Source organism: Cupriavidus respiraculi, assembly GCF_914271545.1.
In the GTDB taxonomy this organism is placed as follows: Bacteria; Pseudomonadota; Gammaproteobacteria; order Burkholderiales; family Burkholderiaceae; genus Cupriavidus; species Cupriavidus respiraculi.
Window position 1 is genome coordinate 28,741 of sequence record NZ_CAJZAH010000001.1, and the last position, 21,379, is coordinate 50,119.

General features: G+C 68.1%; 15 protein-coding genes. 12 read left to right on the top strand and 3 right to left on the bottom strand.

The window, feature by feature from the left end; all coding sequences use genetic code 11:
* Positions 1-79: 79 nt before the first annotated feature.
* Complete coding sequence (locus LDO27_RS00080; RefSeq protein ID WP_224038886.1) at positions 80-1,204, bottom strand: TRAP transporter substrate-binding protein; 1,125 nt, start codon at positions 1,202-1,204, stop codon at positions 80-82.
* 467 nt (positions 1,205-1,671) lie between these two features.
* On the opposite strand from LDO27_RS00080, the gene LDO27_RS00085 reads away from it, so the two are divergent.
* From LDO27_RS00085 to LDO27_RS00130, 10 genes are all read left to right on the top strand, one after another.
* Positions 1,672-2,598 carry a TauD/TfdA dioxygenase family protein gene (locus LDO27_RS00085; RefSeq protein ID WP_224038887.1) on the top strand — a complete coding sequence of 309 codons (927 nt, stop codon included), beginning with the start codon at positions 1,672-1,674 and terminating at the stop codon, positions 2,596-2,598.
* A 92-nt stretch (positions 2,599-2,690) separates the two neighbouring features.
* Positions 2,691-3,737: an ABC transporter substrate-binding protein gene (locus LDO27_RS00090; protein WP_224040733.1), complete on the top strand. Its 1,047-nt coding sequence runs from the start codon at positions 2,691-2,693 to the stop codon at positions 3,735-3,737.
* Between the two features lies 1 nt (position 3,738).
* Positions 3,739-4,596, top strand: a complete 858-nt coding sequence (locus tag LDO27_RS00095; RefSeq protein ID WP_224038888.1) for an ABC transporter ATP-binding protein — start codon at positions 3,739-3,741, stop codon at positions 4,594-4,596.
* A 36-nt stretch (positions 4,597-4,632) separates the two neighbouring features.
* A complete protein-coding gene (locus tag LDO27_RS00100) occupies positions 4,633-5,520 on the top strand; it encodes an ABC transporter permease (RefSeq protein WP_222209334.1) in 888 nt (295 codons plus the stop codon).
* A 90-nt stretch (positions 5,521-5,610) separates the two neighbouring features.
* The gene (locus LDO27_RS00105) at positions 5,611-6,846 is read left to right on the top strand and encodes a bifunctional alpha/beta hydrolase/OsmC family protein (RefSeq protein ID WP_224038890.1); all 1,236 of its coding nucleotides are present in this window, start codon (positions 5,611-5,613) and stop codon (positions 6,844-6,846) included.
* Between the two features lie 220 nt (positions 6,847-7,066).
* Complete coding sequence (locus LDO27_RS00110) at positions 7,067-9,835, top strand: pentapeptide repeat-containing protein (protein ID WP_224038892.1); 2,769 nt, start codon at positions 7,067-7,069, stop codon at positions 9,833-9,835.
* Between the two features lie 237 nt (positions 9,836-10,072).
* Positions 10,073-12,619: a pentapeptide repeat-containing protein gene (locus tag LDO27_RS00115; protein ID WP_224038894.1), complete on the top strand. Its 2,547-nt coding sequence runs from the start codon at positions 10,073-10,075 to the stop codon at positions 12,617-12,619.
* Between the two features lie 127 nt (positions 12,620-12,746).
* Positions 12,747-13,778 carry an isocitrate/isopropylmalate dehydrogenase family protein gene (locus LDO27_RS00120; protein ID WP_224038896.1) on the top strand — a complete coding sequence of 344 codons (1,032 nt, stop codon included), beginning with the start codon at positions 12,747-12,749 and terminating at the stop codon, positions 13,776-13,778.
* A 135-nt stretch (positions 13,779-13,913) separates the two neighbouring features.
* Positions 13,914-14,642, top strand: a complete 729-nt coding sequence (locus LDO27_RS00125) for an IclR family transcriptional regulator (protein WP_222209323.1) — start codon at positions 13,914-13,916, stop codon at positions 14,640-14,642.
* Positions 14,643-14,814: 172 nt separating this feature from the next.
* The gene (locus LDO27_RS00130) at positions 14,815-16,050 is read left to right on the top strand and encodes a GGDEF domain-containing protein (RefSeq protein WP_224038897.1); all 1,236 of its coding nucleotides are present in this window, start codon (positions 14,815-14,817) and stop codon (positions 16,048-16,050) included.
* 19 nt (positions 16,051-16,069) lie between these two features.
* Here the strand turns inward: LDO27_RS00130 and LDO27_RS00135 are convergent, their stop codons facing one another.
* Entirely contained in the window at positions 16,070-16,933 is an 864-nt protein-coding gene (locus LDO27_RS00135) for a citryl-CoA lyase (protein WP_224038899.1), read from the bottom strand.
* The gene (locus LDO27_RS00140) at positions 16,930-18,129 is read right to left on the bottom strand and encodes a CaiB/BaiF CoA transferase family protein (protein WP_224038901.1); all 1,200 of its coding nucleotides are present in this window, start codon (positions 18,127-18,129) and stop codon (positions 16,930-16,932) included. The genes LDO27_RS00135 and LDO27_RS00140 overlap by 4 nt, the downstream gene beginning before the upstream one ends.
* A gap of 271 nt (positions 18,130-18,400) precedes the next feature.
* Here LDO27_RS00140 and hpnD point away from each other — a divergent pair, with 271 nt between their 5' ends.
* Positions 18,401-19,249, top strand: a complete 849-nt coding sequence (gene hpnD, locus LDO27_RS00145; RefSeq protein WP_377747399.1) for a presqualene diphosphate synthase HpnD — start codon at positions 18,401-18,403, stop codon at positions 19,247-19,249.
* Between the two features lie 75 nt (positions 19,250-19,324).
* Complete coding sequence (shc, locus tag LDO27_RS00150; RefSeq protein ID WP_377747401.1) at positions 19,325-21,373, top strand: squalene--hopene cyclase; 2,049 nt, start codon at positions 19,325-19,327, stop codon at positions 21,371-21,373.
* The last annotated feature ends 6 nt before the right edge of the window (positions 21,374-21,379 follow it).

The window sequence follows — 21,379 nt, forward strand, 5'->3', positions numbered from 1 at the left end:
CGCGCGGTGGCGCGCATGCCGGCGATTCCCCGTCAAATATCCCGTTGGCAGCCCCGCGCGCGGGCGGGGCCGGGCTGGCCTAGCCCTTCTTGGAGAAGTAGTGGTTGGCGGCCAGGCGGAAGTCCACGTCGGTGTCGTTCTGCCACTTGGTGCTGCGCTGGGCGAAGGCCTTCATGGAGTCGTTCACCTTCTTGAACATGGGGTTTTCCTTCTCCTTGCGCGCGACGATCTCGTCCCAGATCTTCAACTGGGCCTGCAGCACCGAATTGGGCGTGGCATAGAACTTCACCCCCTGCTGTTGCAGCGCCTGGTAGTCCTTGGAGTAGCGGTCGATGGCCTTCATCGACATATCCGCGGAGGCGGCGTCCACGGCGTTGGCAATCAGCGCCTTCATCTTCGCGGGCAGCGCGTCGTAGCGCTTCTTGTTGAAGATCACCTCGAACTGCTCGGACGACTGGTGGAAGCTGCGCAGCATGCAGATCTTGGACACGTCCTGGAAGCCCAGCGCCCGGTCCGAACTGGCGTTGTTGAACTCCGCCGCGTCCAGCAGGCCGCGGTCGAGCGCCGGCACGATTTCCGCGCCGGGCAGCGCGTTCACCGCGGCGCCCAGGCCCGTGAAGATGTCGATGGACAGGCCCACCGTGCGGAACTTCAGCCCCTTGAAATCCTCCGGCTTGGTGATGGGCTTCTTGAACCAGCCCAGCGGCTGCGTCGGCATGGGCCCGTAGAGGAACGAGACCACATCGAGGTTGAGGCTGCGGTAGATCTCCTGCTGCAATTCCTTGCCGCCGCCGTACTTGTGCCAGGCGAGCAGCATGTTGCCGTCCATGCCCCAGGCCGGGCCCGAACCCCACAGCGCGAGCGCCGAATTCTTGCCGTACCAGTACGCGATCACCCCGTGGCCGCCGTCCAGCGTGCCCTTGCTGACCGCGTCGATGAGGTCAAAGGCCTTGACCACCGCGCCCGCGGGCAGCACTTCGATCTTCAGGTCGCCGCCGGACATATCGTTGACCTTGGTGGCGAAGTCGGTGGCGAACTCGTGAAAGATGTCCTTGGTCGGCCATGTACTCTGCCAGCGCATGGTGACCGGACCCTGCGCCTTGACGATGGCGGGAAAGCCCAGCGTGGCCGCCCCGGCCGCTACCGTCGCGCCTCCCAGAAAACCCCGGCGGGATACCGCCTTGCCTTTGCTCTTCGCTGCCATGTTGTCTCCTGCCTCGTTGGAAGATACGGGTACTGCCGGCGTCGGACCGGACATGTCCCGCACTGTTGCTACCCACCCCTGAAACGACCTGAATGCGGAGAACCTGTGGCAGCGCGAGCGGAACGGCGATCCGCCTGCTGAGGGTTCGTGACTCGATTCATGTTAGGAACTGCGCTCATTGGCAACAATTTAGGGAATACCCGTGACGGCAGTTTCGCCGCGCCGCGGCGACGCCGCGCCATGGCGCCGCGCAAGGCCGGCGAGGCGGAGGGCGCAAGCGGCGCGGTCCATTTTGTTGCAGCGCCCGAACTGCCGCGATGGCCGCCGACGGCCACCTTTGGCTATCGGATCGACGGCGGGGGCCGGGCCGGCATTATGCGGAAACCGGATAACGGAGGGCGATATCGTTCGTTGTCGCGGCGAGGGGCGGCCCGTAGCATGGGGTCATCCATTTCTGAACCGAAGACATGACAACCGCCACGACCCTGTCGCTCGCCAGCGCTGCCCACCCTCTCTCGCCGCCATCGTTGCCAGCCACTGACCAGGACTTCGAGATCCTGCCGCTGGATGCGCCGCTCGGCGCGCAGATCGTGGGCCTGGATCTGTCGCGGCCGTTGTCGGCGGCGGCGTTCGCCCGGATTCACCGTGCCCACCTGGACTACCACGTGCTCGTTTTCCGCGAGCAGCGCATCACCCCCGCGCAGCAGATCGCCTTCAGCCGGCGTTTCGGTCCGCTGCAGATCCATGTGCTACACCAGTTCCAGCTTGCCGGCCATCCGGAAATCCTGATCGTGTCCAACGTGCTGGAGAACGGCAAACCGATCGGCCTGGGCGATGCGGGCCATTTCTGGCATTCGGACCTGTCGTACAAGGAAAAGCCGAGCCTCGGATCGCTTCTCCATGCGCAGGAGCTGCCGGAGCAAGGGGGCGATACGCTGTTCGCCAACATGCATGCGGCATGGGAGACGTTGCCCGCGGAACTGAAGCGGGCGGTGGAAGGCCGGCAGGCCGAGCACACCTATCTGGCCCGCTATGCCGAATTGCAGCAGCGCAGCCCGTGGCGCCCCAACCTGACGCCGGAGCAGATCGCCCAGGTCAAGCCGGTGCTGCAGCCGGTGGTGCGCACCCATCCCGAAACCGGCCGCAAGGCGCTGTTCGTCAGCGAACACTTCACTACGCGCATCGTTGGCCTGCCGGAGGACGAAAGCCGGGCGCTGCTCGACGCGCTGTTTGCCCACAGCGTGAAGCCGGAACACATCTATCGCCACCGATGGCAGGCGCATGACCTGGTGTTCTGGGACAACCGCTCGCTGCTGCATCTGGCAGCCGGTTGTCCGTCGCACATGCGGCGCGTGATGTACCGCACCACCATCGAAGGCGACATCCCGGCCTGAGGGGTACGCCGAGCGCCGCCTTTGCGGGCGCCGTTCCGGCGCCATCGCCACACGCTACCTGCTTTCCTGCCTATTCCGGAGTTCGTATGCCCATGAAGTTCTTCCCATGGACGGCGCTGTCGCGCGCCGCCCGTGGCGCCGCTGCGCTGAGCGTCGGCGCCGCCGTCGCGGTGTCCACGCTGGCCATTCCCGCGACCGCGCACGCCGAAGGCCGCATCCGTGTCGCCGAGCAGTTCGGCGTCGTCTACCTGTTGCTGAATGTCGCGCGGGACCAGCAGCTCATCGAGAAGCACGGGCGCAAACAGGGCATCGATATCAAGGTGGAGTGGAAGCAGCTGTCCGGGGGCGCCGCGATCAACGATGCGCTGCTGTCCGGCGCCATCGATATCGCCGGCGCCGGCGTGGGCCCGTTGCTGACCGTGTGGGACCGCACGCGCGGCAAGCAGAACGTCAAGGGGGTAGCCTCGCTGGGCAATTTTCCCTACTACCTGGTGACCAACAATCCGAAAGTCAGGACGATCGCCGATTTCACGGACAAGGACCGGATCGCGCTTCCCGCGGTCTCGGTCTCGGTGCAGTCGCGCGTGCTGCAACTGGCGGCGGCAAAGCAGTGGGGCGACCAGGCATTCAACCGGCTGGACAAGTGGACCGTGGCGCTGCCGCATCCCGACGCCGCGGCGGCGATCATCGCCGGCGGCACGGAAATCACCGGCCACTTCGGCAATCCGCCGTTCCAGGAGCAGGAACTGGCCGGCAACCCGAACGCGCGCGTGGTGCTGAACTCCTACGACGTGCTGGGCGGCCCCAGTTCGGCCACCGTGCTGTATGCGACCGAAGCCTTCCGCAACGACAACCCGAAGACCTACCGCGCCTTCCTCGACGCTCTTGCCGAGGCAGCCAGCTTTGCAAGCGCCAACCCCGAGGCCGCCGCCGACCTGTATATCCGCGTCAACAAGGCCAGCATCGACCGCGCGCTGCTGGTCAAGGTGCTGAAGAACCCGCAGGTGCAGTTCAAGATCGCGCCGCAGAACACCTTCGCGCTCGCCGAGTTCATGCATCGCATCGGCGCCATTCGCAATCAGCCGAAAACCTGGCAGGACTACTTCTTCCAGGATGCGGCGACGGCGCAGGGCAGCTGAGATGGCGGCCAATACCTTGCGCGTGGTGGCGGGGCAGGGCGCCGGCGCGGACCATGGCGGGCCCCTGTTGCAGGTGGACGGCGTCTCGCTGGAATACCGCACCGCCGAGCGCGTGGTGAGGGCCACCCACCGTGTCAGCTTCGATGTGCACGGCGGCGATCGCTTCGTGCTGCTCGGGCCGTCGGGCTGCGGCAAATCCACCCTGCTCAAGGCCGTGGCCGGGTTTGTGGCGCCGGTGGAGGGCGAGATTCGGCTGGAAGGCCGGCGCATCGCCGCGCCAGGGCCGGACCGGCTGGTGGTGTTCCAGGAGTTCGACCAGCTCCCGCCCTGGCAGACCGTGCGCGAGAACGTCATGTTCCCGCTCGTGCGTGCCGGTGGCATGACGCGGCGCGAGGCGTCGGACTGCGCGCTGCATTTCCTCGGCAAGGTTGGCCTTGCGGGCTTCGCCGATGCCTATCCCCATACGCTGTCCGGCGGCATGAAGCAGCGTGTGGCAATCGCCCGCGCGCTGGCCATGCGGCCCAAGGTGCTGCTGATGGACGAACCGTTCGCCGCGCTCGATGCGCTGACCCGCCGGCGCATGCAGGAAGAACTGCTGTCTCTGTGGGAGGACGCGGGTTTCACGCTGCTGTTCGTCACGCACTCGATCGAAGAGGCGCTTGTGGTGGGCAGCCGCATCCTGCTGCTATCGCCGCACCCCGGGCGCGTCCGTGCCGAGCTCAACAGCCATCAGTACGACCTCGCAAGCCAGGGCAGCGCCGAGTTCCAGGCGAGCGCGCAGCGTATCCACCGGCTGCTGTTCGAAGAGCCGGCGGCCGTGCCGGAGGCGCCGTTTCCGCGCGCGGCCGAACGCCGCTGAAACCCCTCCCGTCACATCACCGATCTGGAAGGCCCGATGCCCGTTTCTCTCTCGTCCACGCATGCGGCGCCGCTCGTGCGGCCCGAATACGAGCGCCAACCCGAGCCCGTCCTCGCCGTTCCGGTGGAGCGGCCGCTGCCGCTGCGCCAGCGCCTGTGGCGGCAGGGTTGGTTGCGCAAGACCGTGATCCTGCTGGCGCTGGCCTTGCTGTGGGAGATCGTTGCCCGCGTGCAGAACAACGCGCTGCTGCTGCCGGGCTTTGTCGACACCGCGCGCGCTTTCGTCCAAGGCGTGACCGACGGCGACCTGCCCGGCAAGGCGGCGGTGTCCCTGTCGGTGCTCGTGCAGGGCTATCTCGGCGGCATCGTGCTGGCCTTCGTGCTGACCACGCTCGCCGTCTCCACCGAGCTCGGCCGCGATCTGCTGGACACGCTGACCTCGATGTTCAACCCGCTGCCGGCCATTGCGCTGCTGCCACTCGCGCTGCTGTGGTTCGGACTGGGCAATGGCAGCCTGGTCTTCGTGCTGGTGCACTCCGTGTTGTGGCCGCTCGCTCTGAACACCTACGCCGGCTTTCGTGGCGTACCCGAGACGCTCCGCATGGCGGGGCGCAACTACGGGCTGCGCGGGCTGCGGTATGTGCTGCTGATCCTGGTGCCGGCGGCGCTGCCCGCGATCCTGTCCGGCCTGAAGATCGGCTGGGCCTTCGCCTGGCGCACGCTGATCGCCGCGGAGCTGGTGTTCGGGGCGTCCTCCGGCAGCGGCGGCCTGGGCTGGTACATCTTCCAGAACCGCAATGAACTCTACACCGACCGGGTGTTCGCCGGGCTGGCCATGGTGATCCTGATCGGCCTGCTGGTGGAGAACCTGGTGTTCCGCTCGCTGGAGGAAATCACCGTGCGGCGCTGGGGCATGCAGCGCTGAGCCGGGGGCGACGCGCGCCTGGGATGCCGCCCTGGAATCGGGCTACATTACGGCCATCGGCCGCTCGTGCCACCTCCGGAGGATCCCGACATGCCCAACCAGCGCCTGCAGTTTGCCGGACGCGACGGCCAGCAACTGGCGGCCCGGCTCGACACGCCGGCCGGCGCCATCCAGGCTTTCGCGCTGTTCGCCCATTGCTTCACCTGCGGCAAGGACGCCCTGGCGGCCAGCCGCATCGCCCAGGCGCTTACCCAGCATGGCATTGCCGTGCTGCGCTTCGACTTCACCGGGCTCGGTGGCAGCGATGGCGAATTCGCCAACACCAACTTCTCTTCGAACGTGGCGGACCTGCTGGCTGCCGCCGATTTCCTGCGAACCCAGTATCAGGCGCCCGCGCTGCTGATCGGCCATAGCCTGGGCGGGGCGGCCGTGTTGGCCGCGGCGGGCGACATCCCGGAGGCCAGGGCGGTGGTCACCATCGCGGCGCCAAGCGATCCGGCTCACGTGGTCGGCATGTTCGGCGACCACAGGCCCGCCATCGAGGCCGATGGGGAGGCGCAGGTAACGCTCGCCGGCCGTCCTTTCCGCATCAAGCGGCAGTTCCTGGACGATGTGGCCGAGCAGCGGCTCCTCGCGAAGGTATCGGCGCTGCGGCGCGCGCTGCTGGTCATGCATTCGCCGGCCGACGACACCGTGGGCATCGACAATGCGTCGCAGATTTTCAGCGCGGCGCGGCATCCCAAGAGCTTCGTGTCGCTGGACAAGGCCAACCATCTGCTGTCGGGGAAGGAAGACGCGGCCTACGTAGCGAATACCATCGCCGCCTGGAGCCAGCGCTACCTTGGTATCGACGCCGCCGGCATGACGGCCGAGGCACAGGAGGAGGGGCTGGTGCGTGTCGAGGAAAACCATCTGGGCAAGTACCAGCAGCAGGTGACAGTGGGTCCGCACCGGCTGCTGGCCGACGAGCCGGTGTCGTTCGGCGGACTCAATGGCGGCCCCGCGCCGTACGACCTGCTGCTGGCTGCCCTGGGCGCCTGCACCGCGATGACGATGCGCATGTATGCCGAGCGCAAGGGCCTGCCGCTGGAGCACGTATCGGTGGCGCTGCGCCACGAGAAGATCCATGCCGCGGACTGCGCGGAATGCGAGAACAAGGAAGGCAAGGTGGACTGGATCGAGCGCGAGATCGATATACAGGGCCCGCTCGATGGCGCGCAGCGCGACGCCCTGATGGCGATCGCCGACAAGTGTCCGGTGCACCGGACCCTGCATTCGGAAGTGGTGATTCGTACCCGGCCGGGCGGCCAGCAGTCCGCGGAGTAAGCCGGGGCGCCGCCCAACAGGGCGGCGCGGGACCATTTCCGAAAGCCGCGGTGTGCCGCGCAACAGCAATGACGGGTCGGGTTCGCGAGAATGCGCCGTTGCCCTGAACCGGAGCGACTCGCCTCCGATCCGGCAGCAGCCGATCGAAGCGGGCGTGGTGCATCGCATCCCGATGCGGTTCCCGAGGGCGACATGCTGCCAACTACGTCCGCCTTCGATCATGCCCGCGCTCGGTTCCCGCAACACTTCCCTGCAATGCCGCGATGCCGCGGCGCTCACCCGCCTCGACCCGGACGACATGCGCGCCTTGCGCGAATGCGGTCGGCTTCGCCTGGGCAAGACTCTCTACCGGGTAGCGTGGGGCGCCAGGACCCAGGGCGGCTGCCCTATCGCGGTGACTTCCCCGCGCGGCGATGCGAAGGCGGCAGCAAGGGTGCAGGCGCTGCTCCATCGGCGGGAGAACGAGCTCTCGGTCCAGGGGGGCGACTACGCCGACCTGCGGCGGCTCGGACAGATCTGTGAGCTGGCATCCGTTGGCACTACCGCGAAATTCGCGGAGCTGGCTCCGCTGAAGCGCGTCCTAGCCGCCGGAGCGGGGGAACTGCGTTGCGGCGGCCACCGCTATGCGGTAGCCGTTCACGCCGCGGGCGGCGGCGTCTCTGTATCGGTGCGCCGTACCGACCTGGCACAGCATGGCGCGCTGCGCTTCTTCCAGGCCTTGCTGGATGTATTCCGGCGTGGATCGCTGCGCTCGCGGGCAAGCACGATCCGCACGATGCTGCAGGAGCTTGCCCGCGCGCCAGCGATGCAATCCCGGTGTACGGGCAGCGTGGCGCGGGGTGCCGGCGCCCCGGCATCCGTCGAGCCGGCGGAATCACCGGCAATGGCACGTGCACGCGCGGCCATCCAGCAGATCAGGCGCGAGTGGGCCGCCGCCAAGCCAATGATGGGCTTGGGCGGCAGTCGATCCGATGAGTACCCCAAAGTCGATCTTTCGCGCATTGGGCCGCCCGATCTGAAGTGGGCGCACATCGACCTGTCGGGGCTCGACCTGAGCGGCACGAACCTGAAGAACTTCAATCTCGCCGGGGCGCACCTGCGATACACGCGGTTGCGCGGCGCCGACCTTTCGGGCGCGGTGCTGGCCAACGCCACCCTCATCGAGGCGGATCTCAAGCGCGCCAACCTGACGGGCGCAAATCTCGTGGGTGCCACGCTGCAGGATACGGTTCTCAACGGCAGCAAGCTGCGGCATGCCAACCTGTCGGGTGTCGACCTGAGGCGGGCCAAGATCAGCCACGGGACCGATTTCTCCGGCTGTTGCTTGATTGGAGCGACTCTGTCGGGCAGGAACAGGGACTTGCGCAACGTGCGGTTCGTCGGGGCCGATCTATCGCGCGCGAACCTTGGCGGATGCCTGTTGTGGCATGCCGTATTCACGGGGGCCAGGCTCGTCGGGGCTTCGCTGGATCGGTCATCGCCCGAAGGAGCCTGTTTCAAAGGGGCCGACCTTCTGGGAGCCAGCATGAGGGAGATCAAGGCCTGCACCGGAGGTTTCCTGAAGGATGTGACGGATGGCGGAGCCACGGATATCAGTTTCAACGCGCTATGGCTGTCCAGTGCCGATACGCACGAAGAGTTCCTGAACCACCGGGCCAACGGCACCAGCCTGCAAAGGAACATCGACGCCATCGCCGACGACGCGCTGAAGGTTCGCCTGATGCGACATTTGCTAGACGTGCTGGAGATGTCACGGCCGCGGTTGATGGACGGGCCGGACGTCGCCCGCGGCGCGTTCCTCGCGATGCTGGAAGTGCTGATGGGCAATCCGGTCTATTGCCGGGAAGACGAGTCCATCGCGAGACGGGTCGCCGCATCCTGCGAAACGGAGCGATCGCGCTACAACGTGCAGTTCCTTCCGCCGAACCTCGCCGATGCCCAGTTGTGCTACCACATGGAGTCCCTGTTGGCCTGCATCCGCGAGTCTCCGGATTCCGCCCGTGTCCATGGGGTCAGCGTCATGCAGTTCGTCTTCGCTGCGCGCGCCGAAGGAAGGGCGCCGCATGTGGAGAAACTCGCCGCGAACCTCGAACGCGCCTGGCGGGACATCCTGCCTGAAGCGCTGATCGGCCGCCTGGAGTGGGCGGAGGACGTGGCATGCGAACCGCTGTTTCCGCTGATGGGACCGGACACCGAAGGCGGCATCCTTGTCTCGCTGGATTACTACACGAACCGCATATTGGGTAAGCCGCTGAGCGGTGAGGTCAAGGACCTGACCTGGGAGCACTTGTGGGCCTGCCGGCGGGTACCGCCGGAGCCCGGCGACATGCCGGAGTCGTATTCCACGAGCCAGGTGACCGACGTCCGCGAGGCCCTGGCGCCGTTTCCGCTGCTGCGCAAGGTGTTCGACAGGCGGAATGACGAACAGAATCGCCATCGGCTGCTGGAGACCATCGGGCTTGGCGCGCTCACGCCCTACTTCGTCAAGGCCATGGCGGCGTCGCGCAGCGGCCAAAAGTTGACCGATCCCGCCCATCACGAAGCGCTGACGCAATGCTTGGGACCACATCTGGCAGGGGAGTGGGAAGGGGCGGTCCTGACCGACCAGCATGTCGAGGCCCTGCTCCGGACGTATCCGGCATTGGGCCTGGCCAATGATCGCGAGGCGAAGGCCTTCTTCCTGCTCTGCCTGTCGGCGATCATGACCAGACTGACTTCAAGCTACTACTTTGGCAGCAAGTTCGATTCCCCGCAGGCGTTGCGAGGTTATGCCGGCGCGCTGTTGAACCATGCGCGGCAATTGGCGCCGGATCTGCTCAGGCCTCGCGTGTGGGACGACTGGAAGGCCCGCTTGTTCGGTCTGGGCGACGCGTTCACCTGTACCGCCATTCTGAGCGACATGATGCGAAGCGAGCTGGCCCGCATTGCATCGCACGACGAGCGCCGCAGAGCGATCCGCGAGGCCCTGATGCCCATGGCGTGGAGTTGAAATATCGCTGGGCGTTTGCAGCCCGCATCCCCATCGAGGTCCGCTGTCCCGCGTGGAAAGCGGCCGCCTTTCCCGCAACGCCTTTCCCCCTTTGCCATGCTATTTCTCCACGTCGACAGCATTCCGGTTCTGGACAGCGAAGCCCGGGCATCGGACCGGCTTCCGGGGCCGGAATCCGATCCCGCATCCGCGCACTGCGGACGCCTTGGCCTCGGCGGCACCGCGCATCGAACCGCCTTGGGCGCCGACGCCGGGCGCGCTGCTGCGGAGACGGCTGAACCCATTCACGCTGGCAACCATGCCTCGCTGCCGCGCCTGAAGCAGGTGTGCCAGCTGCTGTGCGCGCCGGCCACGACGGCGATGGACGAGGCCCAGCCGCTCAGGCGCTTGCTGGCGGCAGGGAAAGGGGAACTGGGATGTGGTGGGCACCGGTATGGGATCACGGTGCATGTGCATCGCCACGACGTGCGGGTATCGGCCCGCCGCCTCGATCTTGCCGGCAACCGGCTGATCCGTTTCATGCAGGCCGTCGCCGATGTGTTCCGGCGGTGCTCGTTCGGTTCGCGGGCCGATGAGATCGGCCGGATGCTCACGGCGGTAGCGCGCTCGCCGGTCGTCGCCGGAGAGCAGATCGTGCCGCTGCCCGAGCCGCGCCGGGCCGGACCCGGGAATGCGCGTCGCGCCGCGGACAAGGCGCGCGCCGTGGACGCCATCAAGGCGATTCGCTCGAAGACCAGGGCCAGGCAGCGGGAAAAGGGCATCAGCGGCAATCTGCCCCGCGACTTTCCCAAGGTCGATCTGTCGCGCATCGGACCGGCCGACATGGACTGGTCCGGCATCGACCTGTCCCGGCTCGACCTGAGCGGTACGTCTCTGAAGCGCTTCAACCTCGCGGGCGCCAACCTTCAGGAGTCGCTGCTGTACTTCACCGACCTCTCAGGGGCGGACCTGGCGGGCGCTGACCTCAGCGGAGCCCGCACGTGCAAGACGAAACTGACTGGCGCGAACCTGATCGGCGCCAGGCTGGCGAAGATGCATCTGGATCGCGGCGACTTTCGCCATGCGAACTGCGCAGGCGCCGATTTCTCGACGGTGCTGGTGGAACGCGCCTATGCGTTGGACTTCACCGATGCATGCCTCGTGGGGGCCAGTTTCTCGCGCCAGTATCTTGCGTACACCAACTTCGCACGGGCCGATCTCACGCGCGCGAACCTGTCCCATACGATCCTCTCCGACACGAGATTGGAGGGGGCACGGCTCGCCGACGCCTGCCTGGATCGTTCCTTCCTGACCTTGCACCCGCTCGTCAACGTGGATCTCCGGGGAGCAAGCCTGCGCGGCGTCTATGTCGAGCGTGGGGAATGGCTCAAGAGCGCCGTGGACGCCGGTGCCAGGGACATCGAGTTGCAGGTGGCGTCCCTGAGCATCGTCGACACCCAGGAGCACTACCTCAATCACCGCGCCAACGGCACGAGCCTGCAAAAGTGCATCGACGCAATCGGCGACGATCAGGTCAAGGTCAGGCTGATGCGGCAACTCGTGGACGCGCTGATGCTGGCCCGCAATGCGCCCATGAGCGGCACGGCGCCCGCATTGCGGGACATCTATTTGTCGATGCTCGATGTGCTGGCCGGCAACCCCTTGTATGCGAGAGAGGACGCGCAGATCGCGGAACTGGTCGCCGCGTGTTGCGAGAGGGAAGTCCAGCGCTACGACACGAAGCTGCTCGTCGAGCCGCTGCCGGAAGGCGTGCTGATCCGCTTTATGGAAGAGGCCCTGCGCCAACTGGGAACCAGCGGGGCCGCCAGGGGCAGCGGCCTCGGCATCATGCAGCTCGTGTTTCGCGCGCGGACGGAATGCAAGGATCCCCGCGCACTGGACGTGGCCGAACGGTTGACCACGTGCTGGCTGGATGCGCTGCCGGGGCCGTTGCAGGACGCCACGAAGCAGGCCAGCGAGCTGGCCGGCGAGGCACTGTTCCCGCTGGTTTGCCGGGAGACCGGCGCGGCCATCATGGTGTCGGAGGGCTACTTCGCCAATCGTTTCCTGGAAAGGAAACTTGGCGGCGAGTTTCCGGACGCGAGATGGGACATGCTGTGGGAATTTCAGCCCGACAACGCCGGACCGCGCGCCATTCCTGTCGGTCAGGCGCGCGACGTCGGTGCAGCCTTGCGCCCCTTCAAGCCGCTGTCGGACATCTACGAGCGGCGGGACTGCGCGAAGTCGCGCCCGCAGTTGATCAAGGCCATGGGCCTGGAGCCCTTCGCGCCCTTGTTCCTTGCCGCGATGCAGGCGGGCAAGGGGAAAAAAAATCTCACCGCGTCGGCGCAACAACAGCGCCTTTCGGCCTGTCTCGCCGGCAACAGTGCGGGAAACTGGGTGGATGGCCAGGTCACCGACGAGCATGTGGCGGCGCTGGTGGACGTGTATCCCCGGCTGCCGATGCGGGACGATCCCCGGGCGGTGGCGTATTTCCTGCTGTGCCTTTCCGCAATGATCACCAAGCTGTCCTCCAGCCAGTACTTCGGCACGGAGCTCGAATCGCCGCTGGCCTTGCGCGGCTACGCCGGCGCGCTGCTGAACAAGGCATGCGCGCTCGCGCCGGGGCTCGTGCCGAACGCCATATCGGCGGACTGGAAGAATCGCCTCTTCGGCCTGCACAAGGCCTTCGATTGCACCGCCATCCTGAGCGGGATGATGCTCCAGCGCCTGGCTTTCATGGCACGCGGCCACGAAAGCTTCCAGGCGATTCACCGGTCGCTGCTGCCGGCCGTGTGGCAATAGGCGCGGTGCGTTCGGTGGCGCAGCTTCACGAGGCGCGTAAAATCGGCGGGCGAAGTCCGTCGGCCGGTGCGATGTAGTGTTTCCACATCGGATCGGGTAACCGCCGGCGCCAACCCAAGGAGATCCGATGCAGACGAGCACCCGCGACAAGATTCCGGCCACGCTGATTCCCGGCGATGGCATTGGCCCCGAGATCATGGAAGCCACCCTGGCGGTGCTGGACGCGCTGGGTGCGCCATTTGCCTGGGAAAGGTGCGAGGCCGGCATGGCGGCGGTCGATAGCAGTGGTGATCCGCTGCCCGACGCGACGCTGGAATCCATCCGCAAGACGGGGCTGGCGCTGAAGGGCCCGCTGACCACCCCGGTCGGCGGCGGCTTCCGCTCGGTCAATGTGCGGCTGCGCGAAGCGTTCCAGCTCTACGCCAATGTGCGCCCGGCCCGCACGCTGATTCCCGGACGATACGAAGACATCGACCTGGTACTGGTGCGCGAGAACGTGGCGGGCTTCTACGTGGCGCACGACTACTACATCGGCGTGGGCGACGACCCGCGCGCGGTGGCGGTCTCCACCGGCACCAACACGCGCGACGGCTGCCGCCGCATCGCCCGCTTCGCCTTCGAATACGCCGTGCGCAATGGCCGCAAGAAAATCACCATCGTCCACAAGGCCAACATTCTGAAGGCGCTGACCGGGATCTTCCTGGAAGCCGCGCGCGATGTGGGCAAGGAATATGCGGGCCGGGTGGAGGTGGACGACCGCATCGTCGATGCCTGCGCGATGCAACTGGTGCTCAATCCATGGCAGTTCGACATGCTGCTGTGTACCAATCTGTTCGGCGACATCCTGTCCGACCAGATTGCGGGGCTGGTCGGGGGTCTCGGCATGGCGCCGGGGGCCAATATCGGCGAGAACGCGGCCATTTTCGAGGCCGTGCATGGCTCGGCGCCGGACATCGCCGGCAAGGGCATCGCCAATCCGATCTCGCTGATGCTGGCGGCAGGGCTGATGCTCGAGCACGTCGGGCGCAACGATCTCGCCGAACGGCTGCGTGCGGCCATCGGTGGAACGCTGAACGAGGACCAGATCAAGACCGGCGACCTGAAGGGCAAGGCGAATACGCGCGAGTTTACGGATGCGGTGATTGCGCGGTTGCGGTGAGGGTGCGGGGGGCGCGGAGTTCGTGGCGACGCCCCGTCAAGTGCCACGAAGCCTCGCATTGACAAACCCCCCACCGTTCTATAGCGTGGAACGCCCCTTCATCCAGCGCTCCACCGCCAGCATTTTCCTCCCAGCATGCCCCGCAAAGCCGCCCAAGTTTCCGTCGCCGATCAGCATGCCGCCGACGGTGGCGCGGTCGCCGTCGATCGTGCCCTGTTCGTGCTGCGCGCGTTCCGTGCGGGGGACACGACGCTGAGCCTCGTCGAACTGGCGCAGCGCTCGGGCCTTTACAAGAGCACCTTGCTGCGTCTGCTGGCGTCGCTCGAGCATGCCCGCCTGATCGTGCGCCACGGCGACGGCCGCTATGGCCTCGGCCCCGAGGTGGCACGCCTGCATGCGGTCTATGCCGCCTCGTTCTCGCTCGAGCGCGTCGTGATGCCGGTGCTGCAGGAACTCGTGCGCACCACGCGCGAGAGCGCGGCGTTCCATATCGATCAGGGCGAGCATCGTCTGTGCCTGTATCGCGTCGATTCCCCGCAACCGGTGCGCGACCACATCCGCGCGGGGGACCTGTTGCCGCGCAACCGCGGCACCGGCGGCCGGATATTGAGCGCGTTTTCGGGGGCGAGGGGCGAGATCTACGACACCATCCGGCGCGAGGGCGTGGCATCGATGGTCGGCGACCGGGTGCCGGATATCGCCGGGGTGTCGTCGCCGGTGTTCGGCCCGGACGGCGCGCTCAAGGGCGCGGTGACGCTGACCTGTCCGACCGTGCGCTTCGACGAAGGCTTCCGCGGCCATGTGCTGGCCGCGGCCCGGCAGCTGACGCTCGCCTTGGGTGGGGATTTCCCTTACCCGGCCTGAGCGGCACGGCGGTGGGCCATGCCCATCCGCAGGGGTATGCCCGGCACCGCCGAGGATCGCTATCATCGCTGCTTTCGGCCCGCGGGACCGGCGCGCACGGCGACATGCCGCGCGGCATGCCAGCACCCGGCTTCGCGGCTCGCAGCGCAGGCGTCATCTTCAGAGGACTACCGTGCAGCTAGACCAGCACAGCATCGTGATTGTCATGGTGGTGGTATTTTCGAGCACGCTGCTGATCTCGGCGGGCCTGGTCTTCGCCATGCAAGGCTGCGCCTCGGGCCGGCTGTGGGCGGTGGGCCATCTGGTGCTGTCCTGCGGCGGACTGGGGCTGGCGCTCAATGCCGGCCCGGACCACGCCGTGGTCTTCGGCGCGTTCGGCGCGATGGTGTACTTCGCCGGCCGCCTCATCATCTACTGTGGTATCCGCGTCCATCACGGCCTGCCGGCGTGGAGCCATTGGCTGACGCTGGGCATGCTGGTCGGCATCGCGGCGATCGGCAGCGCGCTCACGGCTCAGGAAAGCCTGGCCCGCCTGCATGTGATGGGCTACGGGGCGCTGGGAATCCTGAGCGTGGTGTCCATGCGGCAGCTGCTGCGCACCGCGCGCGACCACAGCCCGATCGGCACGCCGCTGGTGCTGGCCGCCTGCGCGGTGCAGCTCATTTCGCAGCTTGCCGGCGTGGCCGGCGGACTGCGCGGCGCGCCGCTGGTCAGTCCGCTCTTTGCCGGCGGCCACGTCGCCATCCTGCTGCTGGCGCCGCTGGTGGCAACGCTGCTCGCCCTGTTCGGCTTTACCGTGATGGCGATGGAGCAGATCGTCGCCAACAAGGAGCGCGGCGCCAGGACGGACGGCCTGACCGGCCTGCTCAACCGCAGCGCGCTGGACGGCGCGGCGATCGCGCTCGTCTCGAGCTGGCAGCGCTACCGCCAGCCCCTGTCGTGCCTCGTCATCGACGTGGACTATTTCAAGCAGGTCAACGACCGCAGCGGCCACTGGGCCGGCGACGCGGTGCTCAAGGCGATTGCCGGCGCCCTGGACCAGTCGCGCCGGGCCTCGGACGTGGCCGGCCGCTACGGCGGCGAGGAATTCTGCATCCTGTGTCCCAATACCGACGAGTCGCAGGCCACCGCGCTCGCCAACCGCATCCTGCGCAAGGTGCGCGGCGTGCCGCTGCCGGGCAAGCACGGCGCCTTCGCCAGCGTCAGCATCGGGATCGCCGAGCTGAAGGGCGACGCCGGTTCGGCCCAGGTCCTCTGGCAGCGGCTGTTCTGCGCGGCCGACCAGGCGCTGTATGTCGCCAAGGGGAAGGGTCGCGACCGCTATATGCTGGCTTCCGCGCTGGAGACGGCAATCGCCGGGCCCGCGGACGAGGCCTTCGCGCACGCCGCCGGCCCGCAACCGACCTGATGCCGGCGACGCGGCCGGATCACGACCCGGACGCCGCATCGGCCGCCGGCACATCGCGCGGCGCGGGGCCGTCGTAGGTCCACAGGTATTCGCGCGGGATCGGGCCCTTGTTCCGGCCTCCCTGCTGGCTCTGCTCCCAGGCATGCGCGAGGATGCCGACCGACCGCGACAGGCAGAACAGCCCGCGCGCCAGCGGTGCGGGAAATCCCAGTTCGGCGTAGATGACGGCGGTGGCGCCGTCCACGTTCATCGGGATGGGCTTGCTGCGGCCGGCGCCGAGCGCGGCCTCCACCGCGCGCGCGATGGTGGCGAATCGCCCCGACACCACGCCCTGGGCCGCCGCTTCGTCCACCAGCGCCAGCAGCCGCGGCGCGCGGGGGTCCACCGGATGGAAGCGATGGCCGAAGCCGGAAACGAACTTCCCGTGCGCGTCGCGGAAGTCTGCCAGCGCGCCGCGCACCGCCTCGTCCCGGGCGATGCCTTGGTCCATGCGCCGCGCCACATCCTGGTACAGCTCCACCGCCTGTTCGCCGGCGCCGCCGTGCACGTCGCCCAGCACGTTTACCGCCGAGGCCATCGCATTGTTCAAGCCGACGCCGCAGGTGGCCGCCATGCGCGCGATGGCGATGCTCGGGGCCTGCGGGCCGTGGTCGACGGCCGACATCAGCGCGGCGTCGAGCAGCTCGCCCTGGGCGCGTCCCGGCAGCTCCCCGCGCAGCATCAGCCAGATCATCTGCGCGAACGACACCTGGCCGATCAGCTGTTCGATCGGGTAGCCGCGGTAGCGGATCACGCCCGGCTGCATGTCGATGACGCCGGTGCGCCACCAGTCCTCGGTGCGGCGCTGGCCGTCGTCCATGGGGCGGTCGAGCTTGTCGGTCATATCGCGCGCTCCTGCTGCAGTTGGTCGATGTCGGCGTCGGCATAGCCGAGTTCGGCGAGGATTTCCCGGGTATGCTGGCCCAGTTCGGGCGGCGGGGCATCCACCGAAGGGGCCTCGCCGTTGAGCTTGAAGCCGGTGCGCACCAGGTCGATGTCGCGCCCCACGCCCGGCGCGTTCGCAAAGCTGCCGATCATGCCGCGTCCGGCCACCTGCGGGTGCGCCAGCGTCTGAGGCACGCTGTAGACCGGCCCTGCGGGCACGCCGGCGTCGTTGAGCAGCGCCCACCATGCGTCGGCGCCCTGGCGCGCCAGCTCGCGCTCCAGTTCCGCCTTCAGCGCCTCGCGATGCTGCAGCCTGCCCTGGCGCGCGGCAAAGCGCAGGTCGGTGGCCAGTTCCGGGCGGCCTACCACGCGGCACACCGCCTCGAACTGTTCCTGCTTGTTGGCGGCGATGTTCAGCAGGCCGTCGCCGGTCTGGAACGTGCCCGACGGGCTGGCCGTCATGTTCTCGTTGCCCATCGGGGCGGGCGGCTTGCCGGCCACCAGATAGTTGGAGACCACCCAACCCATGGTGGCCAGCGTCGATTCGAGCATCGACACGTCGACGAAATAGCCCTCGGTGCGCTCGTGGTCGGCCAGCGAGGCGGCCACCGCGAAGGCGGCCGTCATGCCGCCGATGGTGTCCGATACGGGATAGCCGACGCGGTACGGCGCGGTGTCCGGGTCGCCGGTGATGCTCATGACGCCGGACATGCCCTGGATGATCTGGTCATAAGCGGGCAGGTCGCTCAGCGGGCCATCCTGGCCGAAGCCCGAGATCGCGCAGTAGATCAGGCGCGGATTCTCCTGCTTCAGCGCTTCGTACCCGAGCCCCAGGCGCGCCATCACGCCGGGACGGAAGTTCTCCACCAGCACGTCGGCCGCGCGCACCAGCCGGCGCAGGACTTCCTTGCCGCGCGCGTGCTTCAGGTTCAGCGTGATCGAGCGCTTGCCAGGATTCTGCGCGAGGAAGGAGACGCCCATCAGCGCCTGGTTGAGCGCCGCGTCGGCGCCCAGTTGCCGTGCCAGGTCGCCGGTGCCCGGCGTTTCCACCTTGATGACTTCGGCGCCCATATGCGCGAGTTGATGACAGCAGAACGGACCGGCCAGCACATTGGTGAGGTCGAGTACGCGGATATGACGCAGGGGTTTTCGCATGAGGCGGGAAGGCGGCGGTGAATCGAAAAGAGCGTAGCGGGGGCACCGGACGGAGGGAGGCACCCCCGCTACGACGTTCTGTAGGACAAAACGGCGAGCCGTTAAAGAGAACGTCGACAGAGAATAGGAAAGGGCGGGACGCCTGTCAAGGCGGCAGGGTCCGTTGCTATAATCGCCGCACTTCGGAACCATCGCCCCCCGCCGCCCGGCCAGTTCTTTCGCGCCGCGGCCCGGCGCACACCATGCGATGCAACGCGTGACGAGGAGTTGCGTGACAGGTATTCAGAACGCCATGCAGGGCGCCACCCCGGCCGCCAGGTCCGCCGCCTCCGGCAGTTCCTTCCATGCCGCCATGCGCGTGTTGCCGGCATCCCAGCGGCAAGCCATGTTCGAGATCTATGCGTTCTGCCGCGCGGTGGACGATATCGCCGATGGCGACGCGCCCCGCGCCGAGCGGCTCGCCGGCCTGCAGGCGTGGCGCCGCGAGATCGCCGCCTGCTATGCCGGCGCCCCGTCTTCCTCCCTTGCCGATCTCGCTGCGCAGATCGAGCGCTTCCAGTTGCGCCGGGACGATTTCCTCGCGGTGATCGACGGCATGGAGATGGACGCGATGGAAGACATCCGCGCGCCCGACGATGCGACGCTGGACCTGTATTGCGACCGCGTGGCGAGCGCGGTGGGGCGCCTGGCCGTGCGCGTGTTCGGCCTGGACGACGACTGCGGCCTTCCGCTCGCGCACCATCTGGGCCGCGCGCTGCAACTGACCAATATCCTGCGCGATATCGACGAGGACGCCGCGCGCGGCCGCGTGTATCTGCCCGGTCCCGCACTGGCCGCCGCGGGCGTTACGCTGGACACGCCCGCACAGATCGTGGCGCATCCGGCCATCGGAGCCGCGTGCGCGGCGGTGGCGCGCGAGGCGCAGGCGCACTACGACAGGGCGCGGGCCATCATGGATCGTTGTCCGCCGGGGCGAGCACGGTCGCCGCGCATCATGGCGGACGTCTATCACGGCATACTGACGCGATTGCAGGCGCGCGGCTGGAGCGCGCCACGCACGAAGGTGCGCGTGCCGCGCGCCCGGCTGCTGTGGATCGTGCTGCGCCATGCGATGGCCTGACGGTCGCCGGTAGCGGCGCAGGGACCCGCGCCCAGGCCGGCGTCGCGGGATGCGGTTCGATGCATTGTGGAGGACATGGCCTTGCCAACGACAGACCACGCTGCCCGCTTCGCGCATTTCCCACGCGACTTCCCCGACGGGCAGGAGCCCGTTCCCGGCACGCTCGCCTTCGCGATCGCCAGGGCGGTCGAAGCCCTCGCCGCCAGCCAGCAGGCCGACGGCCACTGGGTCTTCGAACTGGAGGCCGACGCCACCATCCCCGCCGAATACGTGTTGCTGGTGCACTACCTGGGCGAGTCGCCCGATACCGTGCTGGAGGCGCGCATCGCCCGCTATCTGCGCCGCCTGCAGAACGCCGACGGCGGCTGGCCGCTGTTCCACCAGGGACGGTCCGACGTCAGCGCGAGCGTCAAGGCGTACTTCGCGCTGAAGATGATCGGCGACGATCCCGAGGCGGCCCATATGCGTCTGGCGCGCGAATGCATCCACCAACTGGGCGGTGCCGAGTCCAGCAACGTCTTTACCCGCACGCTGCTGGCGCTGTATGGCGCCATGCCGTGGCGCGCCGTGCCGATGATGCCGGTGGAAATCCTGCTGCTGCCGCTGTGGTTTCCCTTTCATCTGTCCAAGGTTGCCTACTGGGCGCGGACCGTGATGGTGCCGCTGCTGGTGCTCAACAGCTTGCGCCCGCGCGCGCGCAATCCGCGCGGCGTCGGCATCGCGGAGTTGTTCCGCCGCGCGCCCGCGTCGGCGCGGATGCCCGGCAAGGCGCCGCATCAGAGCTGGCGCTGGCATGGTCTGTTTCGCGCGTTCGACGCCGCGCTGCGCATCGCGGAGCCGCTGCTCGCCGCGAGCCTGCGCCCGCGCGCGTTGCGGCGCGCCCAGGCGTTCGTGCGCGAGCGTCTGAATGGCGACGACGGCCTGGGCGCGATCTTTCCGGCCATGGTCAACGCGGTCATGATGTTCGATGCGCTCGGCGTGCCGCGCACGGACGCCGGCGCGGCGCAGGCGCGCGCGGCGCTGGACCGGCTGCTGGTCGTGCGCGGGGACGAGGCCTACTGCCAGCCCTGCCTGTCGCCGGTGTGGGATACCTCGCTCGCCTGCCACGCGATGCTCGAGGCGGGCGGCGAGCGCGCCTGGGCCGCGGCGGACCGCGGGCTGGACTGGCTGCGGCCGCTCCAGGTGCTGGACCTCGCCGGGGACTGGGCGGTGCGCCGCCCGCATCTGGCGCCCGGTGGCTGGGCGTTCCAGTACGCCAATCCGCACTACCCGGACGTGGACGACACCGCGGTGGTCGCGATGGCGCTGGACCGCGCCAGTCGAGACGGCCTGCGCGGCGCGACGCTGCGTGCGGTGTCTGGCGCCCGCGACAACGCGGCGCTGGCCCGCGCTGTCGAATGGGTAGCGGGCATGCAGAGCGCCAATGGCGGCTGGGGCGCCTTCGATCCCGACAACACGCATGGTTACCTGAACAGCATCCCCTTCGCCGACCACGGCGCGCTGCTCGATCCGCCCACGGCCGACGTATCGGCGCGCTGCCTGTCGATGCTGTCGCAACTCGGCCAGGGGCCGGCCAACAGCGGGCGCGCACAGGCGGCGCTGCGCTATCTGCTTGGCGAGCAGACCGCCGACGGAAGCTGGTACGGGCGCTGGGGCATGAACTACATCTACGGCACCTGGAGCGCGCTGTGCGCGTTGCAAGCCGCGGGCGTCGCGCACGACGCCGCGCCGATGCGGCGGGCGGTGGACTGGCTGCTGTCCATCCAGAACGCCGACGGCGGCTGGGGCGAGGACGGCAGCAGCTACCGGCTCGACTACCAGGGACATGAGAGCGCGCCGAGCGTGCCGTCGCAGACGGCGTGGGCCCTGCTGGCGCTGATGGCCGCCGGCGAGGTCCGGCACCAGGCGGTGGCGCGCGGCGTGGCGTGGCTGCTGGGCGCGCAGCAGGCCGACGGGCTGTGGCAGGAGGAGCGCTACACGGCGGTGGGCTTTCCGCGCGTGTTCTATCTGCGCTATCACGGCTATGCGCGCTATTTTCCGCTGTGGGCGCTGGCGCGATACCGCAATCTCGGCGCGGGCGGGGATGGTGGAGTCCCGCCCGATGCCATCGCCTGGGGCATGTGACGGTGA

Excerpts from the sequence above, each read along its gene's own strand:
- LDO27_RS00080 (WP_224038886.1), bottom strand. The coding sequence starts at position 1,204 with ATGGCAGCGAAGAGCAAAGGCAAGGCGGTATCCCGCCGGGGTTTTCTG.
- LDO27_RS00085 (WP_224038887.1), top strand. The coding sequence starts at position 1,672 with ATGACAACCGCCACGACCCTGTCGCTCGCCAGCGCTGCCCACCCTCTC.
- LDO27_RS00090 (WP_224040733.1), top strand. The coding sequence starts at position 2,691 with ATGAAGTTCTTCCCATGGACGGCGCTGTCGCGCGCCGCCCGTGGCGCC.
- LDO27_RS00095 (WP_224038888.1), top strand. The coding sequence starts at position 3,739 with ATGGCGGCCAATACCTTGCGCGTGGTGGCGGGGCAGGGCGCCGGCGCG.
- LDO27_RS00100 (WP_222209334.1), top strand. The coding sequence starts at position 4,633 with ATGCCCGTTTCTCTCTCGTCCACGCATGCGGCGCCGCTCGTGCGGCCC.
- LDO27_RS00105 (WP_224038890.1), top strand. The coding sequence starts at position 5,611 with ATGCCCAACCAGCGCCTGCAGTTTGCCGGACGCGACGGCCAGCAACTG.
- LDO27_RS00110 (WP_224038892.1), top strand. The coding sequence starts at position 7,067 with ATGCCCGCGCTCGGTTCCCGCAACACTTCCCTGCAATGCCGCGATGCC.
- LDO27_RS00120 (WP_224038896.1), top strand. The coding sequence starts at position 12,747 with ATGCAGACGAGCACCCGCGACAAGATTCCGGCCACGCTGATTCCCGGC.
- LDO27_RS00125 (WP_222209323.1), top strand. The coding sequence starts at position 13,914 with ATGCCCCGCAAAGCCGCCCAAGTTTCCGTCGCCGATCAGCATGCCGCC.
- LDO27_RS00135 (WP_224038899.1), bottom strand. The coding sequence starts at position 16,933 with ATGACCGACAAGCTCGACCGCCCCATGGACGACGGCCAGCGCCGCACC.
- LDO27_RS00140 (WP_224038901.1), bottom strand. The coding sequence starts at position 18,129 with ATGCGAAAACCCCTGCGTCATATCCGCGTACTCGACCTCACCAATGTG.
- shc (WP_377747401.1), top strand. The coding sequence starts at position 19,325 with ATGGCCTTGCCAACGACAGACCACGCTGCCCGCTTCGCGCATTTCCCA.